At 60.8% G+C, this 20,699-nt stretch carries 14 protein-coding genes; 6 read left to right on the top strand and 8 right to left on the bottom strand.

Annotated features, from left to right (window positions below; all coding sequences use genetic code 11):
* Nucleotides 1–3 precede the first annotated feature (3 nt).
* Nucleotides 4–3,708, bottom strand: a complete 3,705-nt coding sequence (locus tag AC3RLQ_RS11700; RefSeq protein WP_493037235.1) for a DUF1553 domain-containing protein — start codon at nt 3,706–3,708, stop codon at nt 4–6.
* Nucleotides 3,705–4,490 (bottom strand): IclR family transcriptional regulator, encoded by a 786-nt coding sequence (locus AC3RLQ_RS11695; RefSeq protein WP_493037233.1) that lies wholly within the window; start codon nt 4,488–4,490, stop codon nt 3,705–3,707. The genes AC3RLQ_RS11700 and AC3RLQ_RS11695 overlap by 4 nt, the downstream gene beginning before the upstream one ends.
* 103 nt (nt 4,491–4,593) lie before the next feature.
* Here AC3RLQ_RS11695 and queF point away from each other — a divergent pair, with 103 nt between their 5' ends.
* Both queF and queC read left to right on the top strand, forming a co-directional pair.
* Nucleotides 4,594–5,025 carry a preQ(1) synthase gene (gene queF / locus AC3RLQ_RS11690; protein WP_395733107.1) on the top strand — a complete coding sequence of 144 codons (432 nt, stop codon included), beginning with the start codon at nt 4,594–4,596 and terminating at the stop codon, nt 5,023–5,025.
* The gene (gene queC, locus AC3RLQ_RS11685) at nt 5,022–5,684 is read left to right on the top strand and encodes a 7-cyano-7-deazaguanine synthase QueC (protein ID WP_493037231.1); all 663 of its coding nucleotides are present in this window, start codon (nt 5,022–5,024) and stop codon (nt 5,682–5,684) included. The genes queF and queC overlap by 4 nt, the downstream gene beginning before the upstream one ends.
* Here queC and AC3RLQ_RS11680 read toward each other — a convergent pair.
* On the bottom strand, nt 5,666–7,138 hold the full coding sequence (locus AC3RLQ_RS11680; protein WP_493037229.1) for a sigma-54-dependent transcriptional regulator: 1,473 nt from the start codon (nt 7,136–7,138) through the stop codon (nt 5,666–5,668). The genes queC and AC3RLQ_RS11680 overlap by 19 nt on opposite strands.
* A gap of 118 nt (nt 7,139–7,256) precedes the next feature.
* Here AC3RLQ_RS11680 and AC3RLQ_RS11675 point away from each other — a divergent pair, with 118 nt between their 5' ends.
* The 4 genes from AC3RLQ_RS11675 (at nt 7,257) to AC3RLQ_RS11660 (ending at nt 13,814) form a co-directional block, all read left to right on the top strand.
* Nucleotides 7,257–7,853: a TetR/AcrR family transcriptional regulator gene (locus AC3RLQ_RS11675; protein ID WP_493037227.1), complete on the top strand. Its 597-nt coding sequence runs from the start codon at nt 7,257–7,259 to the stop codon at nt 7,851–7,853.
* Nucleotides 7,854–7,922: 69 nt separating this feature from the next.
* Nucleotides 7,923–9,077, top strand: coding sequence for an efflux RND transporter periplasmic adaptor subunit (locus AC3RLQ_RS11670; RefSeq protein ID WP_487689428.1), 1,155 nt, complete (start codon nt 7,923–7,925; stop codon nt 9,075–9,077).
* A 31-nt stretch (nt 9,078–9,108) separates the two neighbouring features.
* Complete coding sequence (locus tag AC3RLQ_RS11665; RefSeq protein ID WP_493037225.1) at nt 9,109–12,294, top strand: efflux RND transporter permease subunit; 3,186 nt, start codon at nt 9,109–9,111, stop codon at nt 12,292–12,294.
* Between the two features lie 8 nt (nt 12,295–12,302).
* Complete coding sequence (locus tag AC3RLQ_RS11660; RefSeq protein ID WP_493037223.1) at nt 12,303–13,814, top strand: efflux transporter outer membrane subunit; 1,512 nt, start codon at nt 12,303–12,305, stop codon at nt 13,812–13,814.
* 85 nt (nt 13,815–13,899) lie between these two features.
* Here the strand turns inward: AC3RLQ_RS11660 and AC3RLQ_RS11655 are convergent, their stop codons facing one another.
* The 5 genes from AC3RLQ_RS11655 to AC3RLQ_RS11635 form a co-directional block, all read right to left on the bottom strand.
* Nucleotides 13,900–15,735 carry a DUF4340 domain-containing protein gene (locus AC3RLQ_RS11655; protein ID WP_493037221.1) on the bottom strand — a complete coding sequence of 612 codons (1,836 nt, stop codon included), beginning with the start codon at nt 15,733–15,735 and terminating at the stop codon, nt 13,900–13,902.
* Between the two features lie 16 nt (nt 15,736–15,751).
* Nucleotides 15,752–17,248, bottom strand: a complete 1,497-nt coding sequence (locus tag AC3RLQ_RS11650) for a DUF7088 domain-containing protein (protein ID WP_493037219.1) — start codon at nt 17,246–17,248, stop codon at nt 15,752–15,754.
* Between the two features lie 18 nt (nt 17,249–17,266).
* Complete coding sequence (locus AC3RLQ_RS11645; protein WP_422320979.1) at nt 17,267–18,025, bottom strand: ABC transporter permease; 759 nt, start codon at nt 18,023–18,025, stop codon at nt 17,267–17,269.
* Complete coding sequence (locus tag AC3RLQ_RS11640; protein ID WP_493037216.1) at nt 18,022–18,987, bottom strand: ABC transporter ATP-binding protein; 966 nt, start codon at nt 18,985–18,987, stop codon at nt 18,022–18,024. Before AC3RLQ_RS11640 ends, AC3RLQ_RS11645 begins: the two co-directional genes overlap by 4 nt.
* 153 nt (nt 18,988–19,140) lie before the next feature.
* Complete coding sequence (locus tag AC3RLQ_RS11635; protein WP_493037214.1) at nt 19,141–20,568, bottom strand: sulfatase family protein; 1,428 nt, start codon at nt 20,566–20,568, stop codon at nt 19,141–19,143.
* Nucleotides 20,569–20,699: the final 131 nt, after the last annotated feature.

The following is a 20,699-nucleotide window of genomic DNA, read 5'->3' as shown; positions in this document are numbered from 1 at the left end:
GTGTTACTGGAGGTAAATGAACTCCTTCAGATTGATGAGTGACTGCGCGAGGCTGGTCCAGGCTTGGAGCTCGGGATCGTCGCTGGCGGTGGCGCGGAGGGATTCGAGCTGGGTGGACTGCTGCTTGCGCTTGGTGTTGAGCTTGGAGAGTTGAACGCGTTGCTCGGCAGTGAGTGTGGCGATGATGTCGGCCTCCGTGATGTTGCTGGCTTCGATGCGGGCGGTTTGGGCGATTTCTTCGGGACTCAGTGCGCGATCATAAAGGCGGGCACGGAAGATGCGGCCGGTGAGGCCTTTGTTGCCAGCAGGAGAACCGTGACGGCAGCCGAGGAGTACCTGGGATGCCTCGGCTTCAAAGAGTGCTGCGGGAGCTTTGCGGTAGGTGCGGCCGTAGGGTTTGCCATCGCGGTAGCCGCTGATGGTGCCATCGGGCTGATACACGACGGCGACATGCACAGGGCGACTTGTTGCCTCGGTTTCAGCGGTGCCCTCAAAGAGTTCGCTGCGGTCAAAGAAATTGCTGCCTGCCACCCAGTGCTGCGGGGTCTTTTCGGCAAAGACGATGGAGTCAAACTGTCCGCCGTCTTTGTGCTGCAGGGTGACGACACCGCCGCCGCGCTGGGCGAGGTTGTCCAGCATGACCCAGGCTTCGAGGGTCTTGGTGGTGAGCTTTTTCGGCAGAGAGCCGGATTTGGCCATCGACTTGCCATCGAGAACGAGCGCGCCTTTTTCGATGTGGGCGGTACCGACGAGTTCGAGATTCATGCGGCCCTTGGTGTCTTTGGCATCTTTGTCAAAAGTCCACTCGGCGAGAGGCTCGGGTGTGTTGAGTGGGGCGGCGGGGAGTTTGCGCTCGGCTTGCAGCTTGATGCGTGCGGGATCAAGGATGGCCGTGATCTGCCGGTTCAAGGTGGCGAGCTCCTGCTCTTGAACGGCAAGCTCCTGGGAGCGTGCGTTGTTTTCCTGCTGCAAGGACGTGAGGTAGGCGAGGCTCTGCTTGACTTCATCCGCCGTGGCTTCACGGGCGAAGGCTTCATGGAACATCTGTTTCACGCGCTGTTCGGCATCGACCTTGCTGGAGCGCAGCGCCCATTCACGGGACCAACGGATGACGTTGTTGTCATTGAGCAGGGTGAGTGACTGCGCGGGGACGTTGGTGGTGTCGCGCTTGCCACGGGTGCTGAAGGGCACGGGCGAATCGAAGGTGGTCAGGAAGGGGTCGAGGGAGTTGCGGATGACTTTGACGTAGATGCTGCGGCGCGGCGTGTTGTTGGCGGTCGATTCGCCGTAGAGTTCGGGTTCGAGCTTGCCGGTCAGAGTGAGGATGGAATCGCGAATGGCCTCGGCTTCGAGACGGTGGATGCTCCAGTGGCTGAGCAGCTTGTTCTCGGGGGCTTTCTGCAAGGCGATGTCTGAAGCCTGCGCGCTGCGCTGGAAGGCCTTGGAACTCACTATGAGTTTCAGCATGGCTTTGATGGAGCCGCCGCTGTCGATGAAACGCTGGGCGAGGAAGTCGAGCAACTCGGGATGCGTGGGCAGGTCGCCGAGCTTGCCGAAGTTATCGACACTGGCGACGATGCCGCGACCGAAGACGTGATGCCAGAGCCGGTTGACGATGACGCGCGCGGTGAGCGGGTTGTTCTTCATGTCCGCCATGTGCTCGGCGAGTTGTAGGCGACCGCTGCCCTTGGTGTTGAAGGGCGTGGGATCGAGGGCGTCGAGGAAACGGCGCGGAATGACTTCTGCGGGTTGTTTGTGATCGCCACGGACAAAGAGCGGAGCGTCCTTGGCATCGGCTTCGATGACGCCGGGCACGCGTGTTGGCATGGGCAGTTTGGCTTCGACTTCGCGGTAGCGGGTCACCAGCTTGGCGGCTTCAGGAATGTCCTTCAGCTGGTTCGGCAGCAGGCCTGCCTGAACAAGACGGTTGAGCGCCTCGGCCTGGCTGTTGCTGAGCGTATTTTTCTGCCATGCCTGGATGACTTCACCGGCGGAGAGCTGCGTGCGCACTTCGGCTGTGGGAGGATTTTTGTCCTTCGTGATGACGACATCGGTGAGGCCAAACCATGAGCGCGCGTCCTTGTTGTATTCGGCCGGCATGTCGGCGGCGGTGGTGATCTGAATGAATATCTCGTCGCCCTTCCAGAATTCGAGATCAAGCGAACGCCAGCCGAGCTTCTCGTCGCGGGGCTCGCTCAGAATCACCGCCTTGTGAATCGTGCCTGTACGCGGGTAGTTTTCCACGACGTACTTGGCCTTCACACCGCCATTGCCAGCGACGCGGAACCACAGCGTGCCGCCTTCGCATTTGAAGCGGTTGGAAAACACGACGGCGCGCTCCTTGGTGGTGAGCAGGTTGCTGAAATAACCACCGGGATAGATCTGCGAGACAATGCCCGTGCCTTCAAGCGCGACGGAAAACTCGCCCGCCTTGGTGAGGCTGACGCCGTTGGTGAACCACTGGTATTTGTCGAGGCCGGGATGCGCGGAGTCGGAGGTGTCGTAGGATACAGTCTTCGGCGCCACCTTCAGCCAGTGCGCTGCCACGGCGTCTTTGATCTGCTGCTTGAGCTTCGCGAGTTCTTCACGCTCCGCTTTGCCTGTGCCGGGTGCATTGACGTCGATGACGGCAGGGTGGGTGCTGGTGAAGATGCCGTAGAGGGAATAGAAGTCGGCCTGAGAGATGGCGTCGAACTTGTGATTGTGGCAGCGGGCGCAGCTTACAGTGAGGGACTGGAAGGCTTTGGTGACCGTGTCGATTTGATTGTCCGTGAAGGTCACCATTTCATCGAGCGAATCGACCGGTGAGAAGCCGTGCAGCACCATGCGCAGCTGAGCTATGCCGATGGCGCTTTCGTTGATGCCGTTCTTGATGCGTGGCTTCGCAAGAAGATCTCCGGCGATGGCTTCCTTTAGGAGTTGCGGATAGGGCACATCATTATTGAAAGCGCGGATGAGGTAGTCGCGATACTGAAAGGCGTAGGGGATGGCGGGGTCGCCTTCGGAGCCGTAGCTTTCAGCGTAGCGCACCCAGTCCATGAAGTGACGGGCCCATTGCTCGCCGAAGTGCGGGGACGCAAGCAGGGCATCGATGGTTTGCTCACCTGAAGGAGGAAGGCCGGTGAGGACGTAACTCATGCGGCGGCGCAGCGTCTGTGCATCTGCAGGCGGCGCTGCGGGAATGCCCTGCTTGGTGAGTTCGGCGTCGATGTAGTCATCGATGGTTTTGTTCGCAGGCTGCTTGGAGACGGGCACAAAAGCCCACCACTGCTTGCGGCGTTCGATGATGCTTTTCCAGTCAGTCTCTTTGGCGATCTCTGCTTTGGAGGGGGCGGTGTCGCGAGGATCAGCGGCGCCCTCACGAATCCATTGATCGAAGTCGGCGATGACTTTGTCGTCGAGCTTGGCCCCAGCCTTCGGCATCTTGAGCTCTTCGTGCTGGTGCTTGATGGTTTGCACCAGCAGAGAGCCTTCGGGATCGCCGGGCTTGATGACATCGCCGGATTCACCACCGGCCTGCCAGCCGGGGCGGGAGTCGAGCACGAGGCCGCCTTTTTTCTTCGTGCCGGTGCTGTGGCATTCATAGCACTCCTGCGCGAGGATGGGGCGGATCTTCGCTTCGAAGAATTCGATCTGCGCAGGCGTGGGCGCTGCGAGAAGCCTGCCACCCAGAAGCACGGCGGCGGAGATGAGGAGAGACTTGTTCATGCCAGGAGCCTCCGGGTGATGTCGGCTGCGGCTTCGAGGCAGAGCTTGCCGGCCTTGTCGAACTGGTCGCGTTTCAGGCGGAAGGAAGGGGACATGACGGTGATGGCGGCAACTGGGTAATGGTACTCGTCCAGGATGGCTGCGGCGACACAATGGATGCCTTCGAGTCCCTCGGCGATGTCCGTGGCAAAGCCTCGCTTGCGTGTTTTGGCGAGGTCGGTTTCGAGTGACTCAGGGGTGGCGAGCGTGGTGGGCGTGTACTGTTTGAGCTGCACGGCGGCGAAGAATTTCTCCAGCTCCGCCGGTGGAAGGTGTGCGAGCACCGCCTTGCCCGGAGCGCAGGAGTACATGGGCACCTGCAGACCGACGGTGCTGCTGACCTTGATCGGCTGCGAGGAGATGCACTGCTCCAGCACGGTCATCTTGTGATTCACGCTGGCGAGAATTTGAGTGGTCTCGCCGGTTTCATCGCGCAGCCATTTGAGGGATTCCAAGGCGCAGACGACGAGGCTTTTCTCGCGCACCACGGGACGGGAGAGGTCGAAGAGCTTGTTGGTGAGAACGAAGCGCTTGTCGTCCTCGCGACGCTGCAGGTAGCCGCGGCTGTGCAGTGTGCCGGTGATGCGGAAGACAGAATTAACTGGCAGATCGAGCTCGCGGGCGATCTCCGTGAGACTGAGTCCGGCGCGGTGGCGGCCGAGGAGTTCGAGGATGGCGAGCGTGCGCTCCGTGCCAGGGGCAAGCGTGTCGTCAGTGAGTGGGATGGCGGCTTCTTTGAGCATTCTGAATTTAGAAACGCTCCCACATTTGGAAAACTATCGGCCAATCTTGATCCGATGTTCATCGCGATTGCATTCTCCGCGCTCTCCCGCATTCTGCGGGGACATGAGTCAGGAAAAAGACCTCACATTGCTCGGACGTTCTGAAAACCGCCTCCCCGCTTCGCCGGATGTGGCTGTGCTGGAAACGTTTCCCAATCGCACGCCGGGACGGAACTACCGCATTCACCTTAGCGCGCCGGAATTCAGCTCGATTTGTCCCGTGACCGGGCAGCCGGACTCGGCGCATCTGGAGATTTTGTACATCCCGGATGCGACCTGTGTGGAGACGAAGTCGCTGAAATTCTATCTGGCCTCCTACCGCAATCATGCGTCCTTCAATGAGGCGATCGTGAACCGCGTGCTGGACGACATCGTCAAAGCCTGTGCTCCGAAGCAGGTGGTGGTGCGTGGCAAGTTTGGCGCGCGGGGTGGCATCCAGCTCACCTGCGAGGCGCGCTATCCGGATCTGGAAGAAACCCTGAGGCTGCCGGAATGAAAACGGTCGTGCTGCTCTCTGGCGGGATGGATTCGGTGACGGCCCTTTACTGGGCGCGTCATGAGAATGAGGTCGTGGGAGCGGTGAGTTTTGACTACGGTGCCAAGCACAACCACCGCGAGATTCCGCTGGCTGCCTGGCACTGTGCCCAGATGGGTGTAAAGCACGACATCATCGACCTCGGGTTCATGAACCAGCACTTTGCGTCCGACTTGCTGAAGTCTGGCGGATCGATCCCCGAGGGGCACTATGCGGACGAGAACATGAAGAAGACCGTGGTGCCCTTTCGCAATGGCATCATGCTTTCCATCGCCTGCGGGCTGGCGGAAAGCTGCGGTGCCGAGGCGCTCGTTATTGCCGCGCATGCGGGGGATCACATGATCTATCCTGATTGCCGCGAGGACTTCATGCAGGGCATGGCCACGGCGATGCGTGAGGGAACCTATGCGCGGATCGAACTGCTGCGACCCTTTATTCATCGCGACAAAGCGGGCATTGCCAAGCTCGGTGAAACTCTGGGTGTGGACTACGGCAAGACGTGGTCCTGCTACAAGGGCGGAGATTTGCACTGCGGAAAGTGCGGCACGTGTGTGGAGCGCATCGAGGCCTTTGTTCTCGCCGGCCTCCATGACCCGACGGTTTACGAGTCGGACGTCTGAGCCGGCGTGGTGACGCGGCGGCGGTGCGTACGGACCATGTTGAGGTCCTTGAGCTTGCGCTGCAGGGTGCGGCGGCTCATGCCGAGCATCTCGGCGGCCACGGTGCGGTTGTTGCCGCTGCGCTGAAGGGCAGTGAGGATGAGATGGTGCTCAGCCTCGGTGATGTCGAGATCGCTCTTCGGCTTGACCGTGGGATCAGTGCTGGCGCCAGCGGGTGCGGTGGCGGCGTCTTTGGCGGCGATCAATGACGGGGCACGCAAGCCGATGCCCAGACCATGCGGATTGAGCAGGTAGGAGGGCAGGTGCTTGAGCATGACGCGGTTGCTGTTGCTCATGACCACGCCGTGCTCGATGGCGGCGCGGAGTTCGCGGATGTTGCCGGGCCAGTCGTAATTCATCATGGCCGGCAGGGCGTCTTCGCCGAGCGGCTTGTAGGTCTTGCCATTGGCCTTGGCGAGTTCCTTGAGGAAGTGATCCGCCAGCACGGAGATGTCGCTCTTGCGGGCGCGCAGCGGGGGGAGCTGGATGGTGACCACGCGCAGGCGCCAGTAGAGATCCTCACGGAATTTGCCTTCCTCCACCATCTTGGCGAGGTCGCGGTTCGTGGCGGCAATGACACGTACATCAATGGAGATGGGTTTGCTGCTGCCGACGCGCTCGATGGTCTGCTCGCCGAGGGCGCGCAGGAGCTTCACCTGGGTGCTGGCGTCGATCTCGCCGATTTCATCCAGAAAGAGCGTGCCGCCATTGGCCTGCTCAAAGCGGCCGATGCGGCGCTCCTGGGCACCGGTGAAGGCGCCCTTCTCATGGCCGAAGAGTTCGCTTTCGAGGATCTGCGGGGACAGCGCCGCGCAGTGCACGGAGACGATGTTCGCCTTGGGGCGGCCGCTGAGATTGTGAATGGCACGGGCGACAAGTTCCTTGCCGGTGCCGCTCTCACCTTCGATCAAGACCGTGGCGCGGGAAGGGGCCACCTGCTGGATGGTGTCGATGATGGGCTTCATCACCTCCGCCTGGCCGAGGATGCCTTCGATGGAGAACTTGCGCTCCACCTGCTGCTTCAGCGCGACGTTTTCATGCTCCAGCGAGCGGCTGTGGAGGGCGCGCTTGATGAGGATCTCCACCTCATCGAGGTTCAGCGGCTTGGTGACGAAATGGTAGGCGCCCCGGCGCATGGCCTCCACGGCGGTGTCCACGCTGCCATAGGCGGTCATCATGATGCAGACCGGCGGCTTGGGCAGGGCCAGGGCGGCATCCAGAAGCTTCATGCCGTCGTCCTCGCCGAGGCGGAGGTCGGTGAGCATGACGTCGATGTGGTCATTGCGGAGGTATTCCATCGCCTCGGCGGCGTTTGAGGCCACGTAGCAGTCGAAGTCATCCTCCAGCGAGAGGCGCAGGCCATCGCGGGTATGCTTTTCGTCATCGACGATCAGAACTGTGGCTTGGTCGTTCATGAGTGAAGGAATGGCACACTATGGAAGGTGAAGGCAGTGGCGGCAATCAGGGAGGTGGAAAAATTGTTGACTGACCGTCTAGTCTGTTTTAAGCCTCGCCACCTTACTCAAAATTGCCATGGGACGTACCTCCACCGCCAAAGACCGCCTGATTGATGCGATGATCGAACTGATCTGGGCGGGCAGCTATGGCAGCACTTCGGTGGATCACATTTGCGAAAGGGCAGGGGTGAAGAAGGGCAGCTTTTACCACTTCTTTGAGTCCAAAACTGAGCTGGCCCTGGCCGCGATCGACCACGGCTGGACCGAGCACCGCAAGGAGCTGGACCAGATCTTTTCCCCCGTGGTGCCGCCGGTGGAGCGCATCATGCACTGCTTCCGCAATTTCCGCCAGGAGCAGGAGGAGTTGTTTGAAAAGCATGGCCGCGTGCTGGGCTGCCCCATCCATTCCTTGGGGGCGGAGGTCAGCACTGTGGACGAGAAGTTGCGTGACAAACTGCAGGAAATACTGAGCCAGTTCATCCGCTACTACGAGAGCGCCATCCGTGACGCGCAGGCGCAGGGCAGCATTGTTACGCATGATGCGATGGCTTTGGCACGGATCGTGTTTGCCTACAGCGAGGGGCTGCTGCTGCACGCCCGCATGTGGAATGACCTCGGCCGCCTGGATGAATTCGAGTCCGGGGCCAAGATCATTCTCGGCGTCAAAGGCTGATGTTATGCCTTTTTTTTGCTTTCAAATTAACCAACTGGTCAACTTCCCACCCCAAAACCAACGCGCCCCGTGAAACTCCAAACCCTCCTCCCATTCGTCCTGCTCCTCGCTGCCTGTGGCAAACCGCCTGCGGGCGGCCACGGCGGCGGTCAGATGCCTCCGGCCCCGGTGACGCTCGCACCGGTTGAGCAGAAAGAACTCGTCGAGTGGGAGGAGTTCACGGGGCGCGTCGAGCCGGTGGAGACGGTGGACCTGAAGCCCCGCGTGTCCGGCTACATCACCGAAGTCCACTTCCAGGCCGGGGCCTTGGTCAAGAAAGGGGATGTGCTCTTCACCATCGACCAGCGTCCGTTTGAGACGCGGCTGCGTGCCACGGGGGCCGAGGTGGCGCGGGCGGAGGCGAATGCCATGGCGATGAAGCGGGAGTTTGACCGCGTGCAGACCCTGCTGGCGGCGAAAGCCATCGCCCCAGAGCAGGCGGAGGCGCGTGAGTCGATGAACCTGCAGGCGAAAGCCGGGCTGGAGGCCGCCAAGGCAGCACAGCACAGCGCGGAGATCGAATTCGAACACAGCTCGGTCAAAGCACCGATCAGCGGTCGCATCAGCCGTGCGATCACCACCACGGGCAATTTCGTCACGGCGGGCACGACGCTGCTCACGACCATCGTCACCGTGGACCCTGTCTATGTGTATGCGGATATCGACGAAAACAGCCTGCTGAAGCTGCAAGAGATGCAACGCAGCAAGACGACCTTCACCAACGGCGACGGTCGTGTGCCGGTGGAGCTCCAGCTTTCCAATGAGAAGGACTTCCCGCACAAAGGGCACATTGAGTCCTATGACAACCGCCTGGATGCAGGCACGGGCAGCATGGTGCTGCGCGCTGAGTTTTCGAACACCGACAACATTCTCACCCCCGGTTTGTTTGCGCGCATCCGCATCCCGATGACGGGCAAGTACAAGGCGCTGCTGGTGGATGAAAAAAGCATCCTCACCGATCAGGCCAACAAGTTTGTGCTGGGGATCGATCAATCCAAAACGCCTGCGCTGTCGGTTTACAAGCCGATCGTGCTAGGGCCGAACATCGACGGCAAGCGCATCATTCGCAGCGGCCTGGTGGCAGGGGACAAGATCATCGTCAACGGGCAGGCGCGTCTGCCTCAGCCCGGCATGCCGGTGCAGCCCACGGAGGCCGCCCCAGCCAAGGAAACGGCGGCCAAGTAACCGCGAAGCGCCACAACCCCACCACGCTTCCATGAACATTTCCCGTTTCTTCATCACGCGCCCCATTTTTGCGGGCGTGCTGTCGCTGCTGATCTTCATCCTCGGCACCATCTCCCTGTTTCAACTGCCGATTTCCGAGTACCCCGAAGTCGCGCCGCCCACGGTCATCGTGACGGCGACGTACCCGGGTGCGAATCCGAAGACGATCGCCGAAACCGTGGCTTCGCCGCTGGAGCAGACGATCAACGGCATCGAAAACATGCTCTACATGTCGTCGCAAAGCACGGCGAACGGCGTGATGACGCTGACCGTGACTTTCAAGATCGGCACGGAGCTGGACCTGGCGCAGATGCAGGTGCAAAACCGCGTGGCCCAGGTGCTGCCCAAGCTGCCGGAGGAAGTGCGCCGCTTTGGGGTGACCACGGTGAAGTCGTCACCCAACATGACGCTGGTGGTGCATCTGCTCTCCCCCAACGAACGCTATGACGAGATCTACCTGCGCAACTACGCGACGCTCAATGTGAAGGATGAGCTCACGCGTCTTTCGGGCGTCGGCCAGGTGAACATCTTCGGCGGTGGCGACTATGCGATGCGCGTGTGGATTGATCCTGACAAGGCGGCGGCGCGCGGCCTGACCTCCGGCGACATCGTGAATGCGATCCGCGAACAAAACATCCAGGTGGCGGCAGGCACCATCGGCCAGCAGCCGACCAAAGAAGCCTCGTTTGAACTGACGGTGAATGCCAAGGGGCGTCTCATCAGCGAGGAGGAGTTTGACCAGATCATTGTCAAAATCGGGCCGAATGGCGAAAAGCTCCGCCTGCGTGATGTGGCACGTGCTGAGATGGGATCGGGAGACTACTCGCTGCGCGCCCTGCTCAACAATAAGCGTGCCGTCGGCATGGGGGTGTTCCAGCTTCCCGGTGCGAATGCGCTGGCTGTCTCACAGGCGGTGCGTTCCTGCATGACGGAGCTGAAGAAGAAAATGCCCGAGGGCGTGGATTATGCGATCGCCTATGACCCCACCGTGTTCGTGGAGAAATCCATCGATGCGGTCATTCACACGCTCATCGAGGCACTGCTGCTTGTCGTGCTCGTGGTGGTGCTCTTCCTGCAGACCTGGCGTGCTTCGATCATTCCGCTGGCAGCGGTGCCGGTGTCCCTCGTGGGCACCTTTGCGGTCATGCACGCGCTCGGCTTTTCCATCAACAACCTGTCGCTCTTCGGCCTGGTGCTGGCGATTGGGATCGTGGTGGATGATGCGATCGTGGTTGTCGAAAACGTGGAGCGCAACATCAGCAACGGCCTCAAGCCGCTGGCGGCAACGCAGCAGGCCATGACGGAGGTGACCGGGCCCATCATCGCCACGGCGCTGGTGCTGTGCGCGGTGTTCATTCCCACCGCCTTCATCAGCGGGCTGACCGGACAGTTCTACAAGCAGTTTGCCGTCACCATTGCCATCTCCACGGTGATCTCGGCCATCAATTCGCTCACGCTTTCCCCTGCGCTGTCCGCCTTGCTGCTGAAAGGCCATGGCGACAAACGGGACATTCTCACGAAGATTATTGACGGGCTGTTTGGCTGGTTCTTCCGGCCGTTCAACCGCTTCTTCGAGTGGTCGTCCAACATGTATGTCGGCATGGTGAAGCGCATCATCCGTTTCAGCGTCATCGCCGTCATCATCTACGGCGGGCTGGTGTGGGCGACGTGGAAAGGCTTTGAAATCGTGCCTGAGGGCTTCGTGCCCGGACAGGACAAGCAGTACCTCGTCGGCTTTGCGCAGCTGCCAGATGGCGCTTCGCTGGACCGCACCGACGACGTCATGCGCCGCATGTCCCAGATCGCCATGGACGAGCCGGGTGTGAAGGACGCCATCGCCTTCCCAGGATTGTCGATTCAAGGTTTCACCATCAGCCCGAATGCCGGCATCGTGTTCGTCGGTCTCGACAATTTCGAAGACCGCACCAAGCCTGAACTGAGCGGCGCTGCGATTGCCAACACTCTCAATGGCAAATTCATGGCCATTCAGGATGCGATGGTGATGATGTTTCCGCCACCGCCGGTCAACGGCATCGGCACCACGGGCGGATTCAAGCTCATGGTGGAAGACCGTGGCAACCAGGGCTACGCGGCGCTTTATCAGGCCACGCAGAAGCTCGTCGGCGCCTCCTACGGCACCCAGAAGCTCACGCAGGTTTACTCCGGCTACACCGTCAACGTGCCGCAGATCGAGGCGGATGTGGATCGTGAGAAAGCGAAGATTCAGGGGGTGCCGCTCGCGAATCTCTTTGAGACCCTGCAGATCAATCTGGGCAGCCTGTATGTGAACGATTTCAATCGCTTTGGCCGCACCTATCAGGTGGTCGCGCAGGCGGAGCAGCAGTTCCGCGACAATCCCAGCGACATCACGCGGCTCAAGACTCGCAACATGGCGGGAGAGATGGTTTCCGTGGGCTCGCTGGTGAAAGTGAAGGAGGGCTTCGGGCCGGATCGCGTCACGCATTACAACGGCTACCTTGCCGCAGATCTGAACGGAGCACCGCTGCCGCCGCTGAGTTCCGGCCAGGCCGAGGAGCTGATCTCCCAGCTGGCCAAAGACGGCCTGCCGGGAGGATTTGAATTTGAGTGGACCGATCTCACCTACCAAAAGATCATCGCAGGCAACACGGCCATCTACATTTACCCGCTCTGCATCCTGCTGGTGTTCATGGTGCTGGCCGCTCAGTATGAAAGCCTGCGCCTGCCGCTGGCCATCATTCTGATCGTGCCGCTGTGCCTGCTGTTTGCGCTGGCAGGTGTGATGATCACCGGCGGTGACAACAACATCTTCACACAGATCGGCTTCATCGTGCTGATCGGCCTCGCGTGCAAAAATGCCATTCTGATCGTGGAGTTTGCGAAGGAGAAATTCGATCATGGCCTGAGCCCCCTGGAGGCGGCCATTGAGTCCTGCCGTCTGCGTCTGCGTCTGCGTCCGATTTTGATGACGTCCATCGCTTTCATCGCGGGTGTGTATCCGCTGGTTGTTTCCACGGGGGCGGGTGCTGAAATGCGCCGCGCCATGGGCACTGCGGTGTTTGCCGGCATGATCGGGGTGACCTTTCTCGGTCTGTTCTTCACACCGGTGTTCTATGTGCTGGTGATGATGGGGCACAAGAAAAAGACTGCCGCTCCTGCCGCTGAGATTCCTGCCGACGCCCTTCCTGTTCCTCATTGATCCCTGTTATGCGCATCCTCCTTTCATTCCTCCTCGCGACCAGTGCCATCGCTCAAATCGGGCCGGACTACGAACGTCCTGAAACGGTGACACCACCGAACTACAAATCCGCCATCCGCTGGCGGGAAACGCGTCCGCTGGACTCACTGCCCAAAGGCGACTGGTGGCGCGTGTTTGGTGATGCCCGGCTGAACGATCTCATGGCGCGCGCCACGGCGCACAACCAGACGCTGAAGGCCGCAGTCGCACGCTTTGACCAGGCGCGTGCCGGCACCGGCATCGCCCGTGCCGCGTTCTTTCCGAGTGCGGACATCAACTCGGTTTTCACCACGCAGCGCACCTCGCCGAACATGCCGAGCGCCTTTCCGCTGAACGGCCTGCATTACGTGGGGCCGAGCTACAATGTGCCGCTCGACTTCACCTGGGAGCTGGATCTGTGGGGCAAGATCCGCCGGCAGGTGGAAAGCGCGCGTGCAGATGCTTCCGCCGCCGCCAGCATGATGCAGAATGTGCTGCTCGGAATGCATGCGGATGTCGCCACCAATTACTTCCGCATCCGCGCTCTTGATGGCGAACTGCAGACCGTGCGTGCCGCCGTCGGCTGGCGCAGGCAGGCGCTGGACATCGCCCGTGCCCGAGTGAAAGCCGGTGCAGGCAGCGAACTGGAACAGGCGCAGGCGGAGACGGAAGTGGCCACCGCCGAGGCGGAGGTGAGTGCGCTGCAGAATCAGCGCGATCAGCTTGAAAACGGCATCGCCCTGCTGACCGGCACGAATCCCAGCGCCTTCAAGCTCGGGGGCAATGCCAGCCTGCTGCCCACACCTCCGGGCATTCCTGTGGGCGTGCCCACCGACCTGCTGGAGCGCCGCCCCGATGTGGCAGCCGCAGAACGCACGCTCGCCTCTGCCACGGCGCAGATTGGTGTGGTGAAAGGGAACTTCTTTCCCAGCATCAAGCTGATCGGTCACGGTGGCTATCTCAGTGGTGATTCGGCCAAGCTTTTCGAGCTCAGCAGCCTCAACTGGAATGTGGGGCCCAGCATCAGCGTGCCATTGCTGGCGGGTGGCAAGAACCGGGCGGCCGCTGAACGCAGCCGTGCTGCGCACGATGAGGCCCTGGCGAACTACCGGCAGGCCGTGCTTGTCTCCTTCAGCGACGTGGAAAACGCGCTCGCTGCGCTGCGCAACCTCAGCACTCAAGCCGAGGCTCAGCACCGTGCGCGTGACAGCGCTCAAAAAGCCGCTGAGATCGCGCATGCACGCTATGAAGCGGGCACGAGCCCCTACCTGGATGTGATCGAGGCAAACCGCTCGCTGCTTGCCACCCAGCGTGCCTGCGCCACGCTCGCCGGACAGCGCTTGATCGCCAGCGTCAGCTTGATCAAGGCGCTCGGCGGCGGCTGGGATCAAAGCCTGCCTGTTACTGTTCCCGTCGCCACGGCAGACCCTGCGGCACGTGGTTCAACCGCCGAGAAGAAAGGCTTCTTCACGAAGGTGAAGGGGTGGTTCAAGAAGGATTGAACCTTGGTTCGAAAGCGCCGATTTCGATTCATACGGAGCACTCGTCCACCTCACTTGGTGGGCTGAGTGCTCTTTCACTTTTTAACTACTTCGCCTGCTTGGGCTTGAAGATGTTGATGCCGGCGATTTGCAGCAGGGCGTTGTTGGTGATGTAGAAAATGTCGGGATCGTTTTTGATCTGGCCAAAGTAGAAGGCCGTGCTGGCATTCGGCTGGGTCGGGGAGAAGAGGATTTCGATCTCACGCAGGGGGCCGTCGAGGCGGCCGGGCTCGCCGAGGACGATCTGAATGGTGAGGAAGGGGGTTTTCAAGGCCTGCAGCGCATCGCTGCGGTCGGCGGCCCAGTCCTGCACTGTGAAGCGTGAGAGGCTGGCGGCGAGCTGGTCGGCTTTGACGCGGTCGAGTTCGGCGGTGATGTCATGGCCGCCGCGTGAGGCTTTCCATTCGGCGGAGACGGGGTTGTAGTCGAGGATCGTGGGGGCAAAGGCACCTTGAGCCATGGTGATTTTACGCAGGGCGAAGGTGGTGAAGCGGAGGGCTCCGAGGCCTTTCCATTTGATGCCGTCGGTGGGCAGGGATGGCAGCAGGGAGGCGTCAATGCGGTAGATGAAGGGCTCGCTGTCGTATTTGGCAAAGAACTGGGTGCTTTCCGCATTGTGGCCAAACATGAGCTTCACCGGCTTTTCACGCTGCGGGGTCCAGGTGACGGTCTGGAAGGGATCGTCCAGGCCAAAGGGAGTCAGGTCTGCGGCGGAATCTGCGGCGAACTGGAGGATTTCATAGCTGTTGAGCGCGTCCAGGCAGCGTGAGACACGTTCGCCGTTGGCGGGGTCCCATTTGCCATGGCGCTGCAGGTACCAGGAGCCGCCTTCGTTGCGCAGATTGATCTCCGGGTGGGTCTTGCTGGTGATGGTGATGAAGTCCAGGTGCTCCCCGTCGATCTGCGCCAGCAGGTGGTCGCGCAGGGCATTTGGACCGACCCAGAGGCCGAGGAGGTTTTTGGCGACGACCGTGAAGGCAGGTTTGCGATAGGCGGTGGTGGCGGTGGTGACCGCCTGTTTCTCATCGGCAGGTTTCTTGACGGTGAACTCGTAGGATTTGCCGCGTGTCTTGGACTCCACGGTGACTTTGATTTCATCGGCATGGGCGGTCTGCGCGTCTTCCTTGGCCGTGGCGGTGACGTCCTTGGCCTCGGTGATTTCGATGTTCAGAATGGTGGAGAGCAGTTCGGTGATGCGCTCTTTGCTGCCGCGTGTTTTGAGCGGTTTTTCGAGCAGCCATGGCGCATGCTCATTTTCACGGCTGAGGACGATCTGCCCTGAGGGCTGGCTCAGGGTGATGCTGGTGATGACTTCGGCCGGCAGACGCAGAAGCTTGGGATCGCGCCAGGAGGCGGCGGGAATCTGCAGGACCATCGGCGCTTCACTTTTGGCGAGGTACCACGCAATGTCTTTGTGGGCGGCATTTGGAATGCCGATGTAAAGGCTGTTTTCGACGGCCGCAGGGGAGCCGAACCAGCATTCGTAAAGCGGTGCATCTCCGGCGAGGAGGCGTACTTTGAAGCGGGGTTTGTCCAGGCCGGTTTTCTGCCACTCAGCGCCGTCAAACTGCTCCGGGTGAATGCGCTCGATCCATTCGACGCCATGCAGGGTGAGAATGAGTGCGGCGACTTTCTGCGGATCTGCCAGATCGTCATAGGGAGCCTCGACTCTCCATGCGTTGCCGTCACGCACGAGGGTGAGCGGCACGTTTTCAGCGGTGAGGATTTCGATGCGGGTGACTTTCTCCCGTTCGAAGCGGGTGGGGCCACGCCGGACCTCACGGTCCTCGATGACAGAGGGGAAGTAACGCTCGATGCCAAGGATGATCGCGCCCATGGCGGCCACGAGCAGAAAGAGAAGGAGAGTGGTGCGTGCGCTCATGCGTCAAAGTCGGTGCTCATGCGGCCCGCCTGCTGGCCCAGACCATGAAACCGAAGCCGAGCACGGCGCCCGGCAGGGTGATGGAGGTGATCCAGAAGATCAGCTCATGCTGCTTGTTGGTGAGCTGAATGCGGTAGGAGTGTTTGGATTTGGCGGGGATGCCGATGAAGCTTTCGCGGTTCATCAGCCAGTTCAGGCCGGCGGCGGCGAAGTCACGGCTGACGGCGAGCATGGTCTGCTTGTCCAGCAGGGTGGCGTTTGAAACCACCACCATGCGCGAGGTGTCCGCGCGCTGGGTTTCGTCTCCCACGGCGCCACGCTCGATGCTGGCAGCCACGTAGATGGGCGGCAGCGTGTCCTCTTCGTCGGCGACGGGCAGTTCCTCCAGAAACTGCTTTTCACCCCAGTAGCGCGGTGCGGCCTGGATCAGCGGCTTGACGCTGATGGACTGCTCCTTGAGCGAGATGTTCTCCGGGATGATTTCCAGGGATTCCGTCTGCCCGGCCAGTGTGATGGCGGAAGAGGTCAGATGGCGGATGAAGGGGACCTCCTTGGCGAATTCTCCCAGCACGGTGAATTCCTTCTTGGGGCCGGTGCTGGTGCTCTCCGCCATCAAGACGCGGTCGCCACGGGGATGCAGGCCGTTGGCGGTGAGGAAGGCGTTGAGGCGTGCGGTTTCACCGCCGGGATCGAGCATGATGAAAATGCCGGCCCGCTTGGACTGCCAGTAATTGTTGAGCATGACGATCTCACGTTCGGAAAAGTCATAGCGTGAGCCCAGGATCATCAGGCCGTCGGCGTCCGTGGGAATGTGGGCGACTTCGGAGAGATTCACCTGAATGACTTCGAAGTTCTGCTGCCTGCCAAGATCAATGGCGGCGTTGTAGGAGTCGCTCTGACCCAGACCGGAGCGGCTGCCTTTGCCGACGACGTAGTAGAACTTGCGCACGCGGCCTTCCACGACGGAGATGAGGGCGGATGAGATGGCGTCTTCACCGCGAAATTCGATGATCTGCTTGTTGGTGCTGGTGCCCTTTTCACGGACCACGAGCTCCTCTTCGGTGATGAAGCGCTTGTTGGCGCCGCAGCGGATGAGCACGCCGTTTTGAGCCAGCGAGAGGCCGGTGTCTGCCTTGAGCTGCTCGGCGCGCTCGATGTCGCGCACGGGATCAATGGAGCGCACCTTGATGCGCTGCCTGCCGTGCAGGTGGTATTCCTCCAGGAGGGACTGCACTTCGCCATACACCTTGGAATCACGGCCAAAGACGATGTTGATCTGCACATCGCGCGTCAGGCTGTCGAGGTATTTGAGGGTGGCGGGGCTGAGGGTGTAGTCCTGGCTGGGGCTGAGATCCCAGCGCCAGTAGTGGTAGTAGTTGAGGCGGTTGACACCCGCAAACAGCGCCAGTGCCAGAAGGACTTGCATGGCGACATTCAGGCCGATGCCGTAACGCTTCGGCATGGGTTTGGCGGCGGCGCTGGCTGGCGGGTTGTTCTGTTCGGAATCCGGCATGGTGTTGGATTTATCGGCTCACGGGCGCCAGCGGCGGAACTCAACCACGTGGTGGGTGAAGGAGAGGAAAAGCAGCGACATGCTGAGGTAGTAAATGATGGGACGGCTGTCGATGAGGCCGGCGGTGAAGATGCGGATGTGCTCCGTGGCGGCGAAGTAATTGACGATGTCCACGATGGTGTCGGAAATCTTGCGGCCCACGACCATGATGAAGATGCCCAGCAGGAAATGCATCAGGCTCAGGGTGAAGGAGATGATGGCGGCGACGATCTGATTGGCAGTCAGCGACGAGGCGAAGCAGCCGACGGCGAGATTGAACATGCCCATCACCACCAGAATGAGATAGGCGCCGGCCATGGCTCCCGAAGGCAGCTCCACCTGTCCGGCGGAGATCCAGTGGGCAAACTTGAAATTGAACAGGCTGGGCAGCCACAGCACGCAGTAGACGATGACGGCGGCGAGGTATTTGGAGCCGACCACCTGCCACGCACGCACCGGCGCGGTGAACAGAGTCTCCAGCGTGCCCAGCTTTTTCTCCTCGGCAAAGAGGCGCATGGTCAGCAGCGGGAAGATGAAGAAATAGGACAGCCAGAACCACATGGCGTGAAAGGTCCAGCTGACGATGGAGCCTTCGCTGGGGGCATTTTCCAGCACGGAGAGGGCCGCGCGGAAGGCGAAACCATTCAGCACCATGACCAGCGCCAGCACCACGTAGGCGACGGGGGAGACAAAGAAGGAGTGCAGTTCTTTCTTGAGCAGAATCCAGAATATCCTCATAGGACGTGGGTGGGAATGTCGGTGGGGGTGCCCGCGTTCATGGAAAGTTCGACGAAGACATCCTCCAGGGTGGGGAGCTGGAGGTGCATTTCGCGGATGCGCCATTTTTCCTTCATGGCGAGTTCCATCACTTGCTCGCGCACGTCGTGATCGGGTTCCACCCGCAGGGTGAAGCGCCGCCAGGGTTGAACGAGCAGATCTTCCTCGTTGGCCTTGCGCACGGCGCTGATGGCGGAGAGTTTTTCCGCCAGATTGCCGGTGCCTTCGATTTCCAAATGCAGCAGCGTGGTGGAGCGCAGCTGGCGCGTGAGGTTCGCCGGCGTGTCATTGGCGCGGATGCGGCCCTGATGGATCATGATCACGCGGTCGCAGGTCTGCTCCACTTCATGCAGGATATGCGTGGAAAGCAGCACGGTGTGCTTGGCCTTCAGATTGCGCAGGAGGTCGCGCACATGGCGGATCTGCACGGGGTCGAGGCCGTTGGTGGGCTCGTCGAGGATGAGCAGCTTGGGCTTGTGCACCAGGGCATCTGCCAGCGCGACTCGCTGGCGGTAGCCTTTGGAGAGATTGCCGATGAGGCGCTTCCGCATGTCGGTGACGCCGGTGAGCTCCATGACCTCACCGATGCGGCGGCGCATGGTCAGGCCGGAGAGCCCTTTCAATTCGGCGCGGAATTTCAGGTACTCTTTGACCCGCATGTCCATGTAGAGCGGGGCATTTTCCGGCATGTAGCCCACGGACTGGCGCACCTGGATGGACTGGTGAAAGACGTCAAACCCTCCCACGGTGGCCCGCCCCGAGGTGGCCGGCATGTAGCCGCTGAGGATGCGCATCGTGGTGGATTTTCCAGCTCCGTTCGGGCCCAGAAAGCCCACGATCTCCCCCGGTTCCACATGGAAGGAGATGTTGTTCACCGCAGTGCGTCCGGCATACTGCTTGGTGAGTTCCTGAACATCAATCATGACTGGGAGGGAGAGGGGAGTGGCTGGGTTATGGTTAAGAGGGTAAATTTAAACCTATGCTCGCCTGAATGACAATTCGCAATGAGGCATTCGCAAAAATGAATGAGCAGAGGGGGATCAACTTGATCCTCCTCCTTCCTGGCAGTGTGCCTCCTACTTCCCCGCTTCGCGGGTGCCGGTGCCTTTGGGCTGCTTCATTAGGCTGTCTCCGAGTTCGGCGCGGATGGTCTCGGCGTGCTTCTGCAGGCGGGCCACTTCGTCCGGATTTTGGGCGGCGACGTTCTTGGATTCGCTGAGGTCGCCGTAGAGATCGTAGAGCTCGGGCTGCTCGATCTTCACCTGCTTGTAATTGACGGGTTTTCCGCCGGTGGCCTTGGGGATGTCTGTGGGCAGGCTGCGGTAGGTGTGGGGGAGCTGCAGCTTCCAGCGGCCGTCTCCGCTGCTGATGGCCTGGAGCTGATTTTGCTCGTAGTAGAAGGCGTAGAAATCGTGCGGGTTTTTGGCGTCAGGCACGCCGGAAACGATGGGCCAGCAGTTGAGGCCGTCGATCTTGTGCTCAGGCAGCTTCGCGTCAATGACGTGGGCGATGGTGGGCAGGAGATCAATGGTCATCATCATGGTGTCCGTGGTGGTGCCGGCGGGGATTTTCCCGGGCCATTTCATGATACCGCTCACACGTGTGCCGCCCTCCCAGCAGGTGCCTTTGCCCTCGCGCAGGGGGCCTGCGCTGCCGGCGTTGTCACCGTAGCTGAGCCAGGGGCCGTTGTCGGAGGTGAAGATGACCCAGGTGTTGTCTTCGAGGCCGTTTTTCTTCAGGGTTTCCACGATCTGGCCCACGGACCAGTCCACCTCCATCATGACATCTCCAAACAAGCCTTTGCCGGACTTGCCCTTGAATTTGTCGCTCACAAACAGGGGCACGTGGACCATACTGTGGGCGAGGTAGAGGAAGAAGGGTTTATTTTTGTTCTTCTCAATGAACTGCACGCCACGGGTGGTGTAGTCAGTGGTGAGGTGTGTTTGATCCTCGGGCGTGACATTTTCATCCACGACCTGGTTGTTTTCGATCATGGGCAGGTTGGGGTAGGCGCCCTTTTTGGCCTGGGGGTGGAAGGGCCACATGTCGTTCGAGTAGGGGATGCCGTAGTACTGGTCGAAGCCGTGCTGGGTGGGGAGAAACTGGGGCAGGGAGCCGAGGTGCCATTTGCCCACGGCGGCGGTGGCGTAGCCCTTTTGTTTCACCAGTTCGGCCAGGGTCGTTTCTTTAGCGCTGATGCCGTGCTTGGCATTCGGACCCAGGGCGCCGTGGATGCCCACGCGGTTCGGGTAGCAGCCGGTGAGCAGGGCGGTGCGGGAGGCGCTGCACACGGGCTGGGCGACGTGGAAATTGGTGAATTTGCGGCCATCGGCGGCCAGCTTGTCGATGTTCGGGGTCTGATAGCCCTGAGCGCCGAAGCAGCCGACATCGGCGTAGCCCATATCATCCATAAAAATAACAACGATATTGGGGGCGGAAGGTTCTGAAAATGCCACCAGAGGGGCGAGGACGAGGGCAAAAAGGGCGGAAAGCAGGGGGCGCATGGTTGAGAATGGTTGGGCGTGAAGGGGCGGTGTCACTCCGCCCTCATGAAAACGCCTGAGAAAACTGCGCACTTCCACACAATTTTTCTGCTTGCTGATTCCTAGCCCTCCTTTATGATCCGCGTCCTTCC

It is taken from the genome of Prosthecobacter sp. GW821-HT29F12 (genome assembly GCF_058803405.1).
Note: the sequence above shows the minus strand (reverse complement) of the source record. Positions and strands in the feature narration are given on the sequence as shown.

Bases quoted from the DNA above. Each gene is read 5' to 3' on its own strand.
- AC3RLQ_RS11700 (WP_493037235.1), bottom strand. From the start codon at position 3,708: ATGAACAAGTCTCTCCTCATCTCCGCCGCCGTGCTTCTGGGTGGCAGG.
- AC3RLQ_RS11695 (WP_493037233.1), bottom strand. From the start codon at position 4,490: ATGCTCAAAGAAGCCGCCATCCCACTCACTGACGACACGCTTGCCCCT.
- queF (WP_395733107.1), top strand. From the start codon at position 4,594: ATGAGTCAGGAAAAAGACCTCACATTGCTCGGACGTTCTGAAAACCGC.
- queC (WP_493037231.1), top strand. From the start codon at position 5,022: ATGAAAACGGTCGTGCTGCTCTCTGGCGGGATGGATTCGGTGACGGCC.
- AC3RLQ_RS11680 (WP_493037229.1), bottom strand. From the start codon at position 7,138: ATGAACGACCAAGCCACAGTTCTGATCGTCGATGACGAAAAGCATACC.
- AC3RLQ_RS11675 (WP_493037227.1), top strand. From the start codon at position 7,257: ATGGGACGTACCTCCACCGCCAAAGACCGCCTGATTGATGCGATGATC.
- AC3RLQ_RS11665 (WP_493037225.1), top strand. From the start codon at position 9,109: ATGAACATTTCCCGTTTCTTCATCACGCGCCCCATTTTTGCGGGCGTG.
- AC3RLQ_RS11660 (WP_493037223.1), top strand. From the start codon at position 12,303: ATGCGCATCCTCCTTTCATTCCTCCTCGCGACCAGTGCCATCGCTCAA.
- AC3RLQ_RS11655 (WP_493037221.1), bottom strand. From the start codon at position 15,735: ATGAGCGCACGCACCACTCTCCTTCTCTTTCTGCTCGTGGCCGCCATG.
- AC3RLQ_RS11650 (WP_493037219.1), bottom strand. From the start codon at position 17,248: ATGCCGGATTCCGAACAGAACAACCCGCCAGCCAGCGCCGCCGCCAAA.
- AC3RLQ_RS11645 (WP_422320979.1), bottom strand. From the start codon at position 18,025: ATGAGGATATTCTGGATTCTGCTCAAGAAAGAACTGCACTCCTTCTTT.
- AC3RLQ_RS11640 (WP_493037216.1), bottom strand. From the start codon at position 18,987: ATGATTGATGTTCAGGAACTCACCAAGCAGTATGCCGGACGCACTGCG.
- AC3RLQ_RS11635 (WP_493037214.1), bottom strand. From the start codon at position 20,568: ATGCGCCCCCTGCTTTCCGCCCTTTTTGCCCTCGTCCTCGCCCCTCTG.